Origin of the sequence: Paratractidigestivibacter sp., assembly GCF_052362415.1 — a bacterium.
Lineage (GTDB): Bacteria > Actinomycetota > Coriobacteriia > Coriobacteriales > Atopobiaceae > Paratractidigestivibacter.
Genome location: NZ_DAWEMK010000157.1, coordinates 1 through 2,944 on the forward strand (window position 1 = coordinate 1; position 2,944 = coordinate 2,944).

Here is a 2,944-nt window from a genome sequence, read left to right on the forward strand (position 1 = left end):
ATATACCTGTGCGTGCAAAACCACGTGAACTCTCCCAGGAGGCATCCATGCAGGCGATCGAGGCCTTCTTTGGTTGGCTCTTCGGCACGCGGACGGGCGTCGTCGCGCTCGTGCTCGGGGGCATCGTGCTGTGCTTGCTCATCGCCGTCGTGATGGAGCGCAAGACCAAGACCACGTACTTCAACCACGAGAAGAGCGACGACGACTGGAGCCTCTTCGACGACGATGACGAGGACGAGTAGGGCCTAGGCGGACAGGGGTCGACCTGACGCGACTCAGGGCCGGGCCCGCGGATCTGGCCCGCGGCGTTTCTAGGGGCCGGGCTTCCTAACCCCCAAACGAGGGACGTTTTTGGCATGGAAAACGGTCGAAAACGTCCCTCGTTTGGGGGTTAGCTATTACGGGCCCGGACCTAGCAAGAAGCACGGGGAGAAGGCCCGCCAGGCACAAAAAAAGGCCCCCGACCGAAGCCGGGAGCCTTCTTCAATTCATGGTGCGGGCGAAAGGACTTGAACCTTCATGAGATTGCTCTCATACGGACCTGAACCGTACGCGTCTGCCAATTCCGCCACGCCCGCGTGCAAGAATGGATGATACCAAAACCCCGTAAACTATGTAAAGGGATTTTTTGGCTAGAATAGTTGAATATCACGGCTGACGTCGAACACGCCTCAAACACACAAGGAGCCGCCGTGGGCACACCGACTTCAACGCCGCTCGTAACCAGAAGCATGAACCAGCCCCAGCAGCCCGAGAACCTGCTCTTGGGCCGCTACCGCGTCTTGGCGCGGCGCGGCACGGGCGGCTTCGGCACCGTGTGCACCTGCTGGGACACGCGGCTGCAGCGGCGCGTCGCCATCAAGCGCATGCCGCTTGTGGACAACAGCGCCGACGGCATCGGCGCCTCGACCGTCGACGAGGTCCTCGCCGAGGCGCGCACGGCATGCCTGCTCGCCCACCCCAACATCGTGAGCGTGATCGATTTCGAGCTGGACGCCGGCTACGCCTACCTGATCATGGAGTACGTCGACGGCCTCAACCTCGCCGAGCTCCTTGCCCGCGTGGAGGGCGGCCGGCTCACCCACGAGGAGTGCGCCCACATCCTCTCGTCGTGCGCCCGCGCGCTCGCCTATGCGCACGAGAACCGCGTCCTGCACATGGACATCAAGCCGACGAACATCATGATCGACCGCATGGGCACGGTGAAGGTCGCCGACCTCGGCATGGCCGAGCTCGGCGCCGCGGCCGGCTACGGAGGGGCGCGCGGGGGCACCGTGGGCTATATGCCCCCCGAGCAGATCGAGGGCATGCTTGTGGACGAGCGGGCCGACGTCTTTAGCCTCGCGTCCGTGCTCTGGCAAGCCCTCACGGGCAAGAACCCCTTCATCGCGGCAAGCGCGGGGGCGTCCCTGGAAAAGATCCGCCGCGGGCCGCGCATCGGCAAAGACGCCTCGGACCTTGACCTCGACATCGAGGACGCGCTCGTACGGGCACTCGCCCCGACGGCGTCCGATCGCACGAGCTCCGTCGACGAGCTCGCCTGCGAGCTTGTGCCCAAGCTCGGCGACCCGGCCGAGGGGCAGGCCTCCTTGGCCGAGCTCATCGAGCAGTCCGAGAAGGACGACCAAGTCGACGAGGGCGAGTGGGGCCGCGCCCACCTCCCCTTCCACCTGCGCATGCCGCAGGCGTGGGCCGTCGTCGAGCGCGCCCTGCCCGCGCTCGCCGTGGCGGCCTTCGCCGCGGCGGCGCTGCCCGGCTTCTCCGGCATTCCCGCGGCGACGAGGCTCGCGGGTGCCGCCGCGTCCTGCGCGCTGGCGGCCATCTGGCCCCCGTCGGCCACGCTGACCTGCGGGGCGTTCTCGGTCCTCGCCATCGCGACCACCTCGCCTGCGAGCTCGTCGTTCATCCTGGCGTCGGCGGTGGGCGCGGCGCTTGTCGCCTGGTGGTGCCTGGTCGGGCGCGGCGAGGGCATGGCGTCGGTGGCGCTTCTTGCCCCGTGGGCGAGCGGCCAGCCCTATGCCGGGGCCCAGCTCGCGGGCTTCACGCTCGACCCGCTGGCGGCGCTTGCCACCGGCGGCTTCACATACCTGATGGGAACCATAATGGGCTGCGTCGTGGGGGCGGGATTTGCCGCCGAGCAGGCGACGCCGGCCGTGCTGCTGGCGCTCGCCAACCCCGCCACCTGGCTTTGCGCGGGTGCCGCGGCCTGCGCTTCTTGGCTTTCGTCCATCGTGGCCATGAGGGGGACCGTCGCCTCGGGGATCGTCGGCCAGGCGCTCGGCGCCGGCGTGCTCATCGCCGCGGCGTGGCTGCGCGCACGGGTGGAGAATGGCGGTATATGGGGCGTCGCCGAGTTGGCCTCGTGCGCCGTTGCGGTAACCTGTCTTTTGTTTATGTGCATTTTGACCGTCCTCAGAGGCCCGCTCTTCCTGGGCCAGGAAGGCGAGGATTCTGATGAGCTTCCTTAATGAGTTCGAGGGCCGCATCGGCTCCATTTTCGGCGAGGCGCCGCAGGGCTACACCGAGCCCTTCTCGTTCAAGAAGCTGGCCAAGCGCGCGGCCCGCGAGATGGAGAACGAGACGTTCGAGATCGACGGCGTGGATACCGCGCCCGCCCTGTACACCGTGCTCGTTTCGTCTTCCGACGACTCGCTCATGAGGCCGCTTTACCAGAAGATCACCTTCGAGACGGCCGCCTACGTGGCAGCCGAGGCCCAAAAGAAGGGCTACGCGTTCGTGGGCGAGCCGCTGGTCCGCTTCATGGTCGACCCCACGCTCAAGAGCGGCAAGTTCGCCGTCTTTGCGGAGAATGTCGACGCCCGCACCCTCGCCGACCTGCGCACCGAGGAGATGGCCTTCCTGGGGGCGAACTCCAGCATGGGCGGCGCCGCGAAGCGCCCCCGCGCCCAGGCTCGCCCGGGTGCCGCGCCGATGCCCGCAGTGG

Annotated in this window: 3 protein-coding genes and 1 tRNA gene; 3 read left to right on the top strand and 1 reads right to left on the bottom strand. The window is 67.5% G+C overall.

Annotated elements, in window-relative coordinates:
• Positions 1–47 precede the first annotated feature (47 nt).
• Entirely contained in the window at positions 48–242 is a 195-nt protein-coding gene (locus ACT84W_RS10250; protein WP_444329136.1) for a DUF6724 family protein, read from the top strand.
• 249 nt (positions 243–491) lie between these two features.
• Here the strand turns inward: ACT84W_RS10250 and ACT84W_RS10255 are convergent.
• Positions 492–578: transfer RNA gene (locus tag ACT84W_RS10255), tRNA-Leu, on the bottom strand.
• A 114-nt stretch (positions 579–692) separates the two neighbouring features.
• Between ACT84W_RS10255 and ACT84W_RS10260 the strand changes: the two genes are divergently transcribed.
• Both ACT84W_RS10260 and ACT84W_RS10265 read left to right on the top strand, forming a co-directional pair.
• Positions 693–2,468, top strand: a complete 1,776-nt coding sequence (locus ACT84W_RS10260) for a serine/threonine-protein kinase (protein WP_444329137.1) — start codon at positions 693–695, stop codon at positions 2,466–2,468.
• Positions 2,455–2,944 (top strand): DUF3662 domain-containing protein (locus ACT84W_RS10265; protein WP_444329138.1); only part of this gene is annotated, 490 nt, incomplete at its 3' end. The genes ACT84W_RS10260 and ACT84W_RS10265, both read left to right, overlap by 14 nt.

Excerpts from the sequence above, each read along its gene's own strand:
- ACT84W_RS10250 (WP_444329136.1), top strand. The coding sequence starts at position 48 with ATGCAGGCGATCGAGGCCTTCTTTGGTTGGCTCTTCGGCACGCGGACG.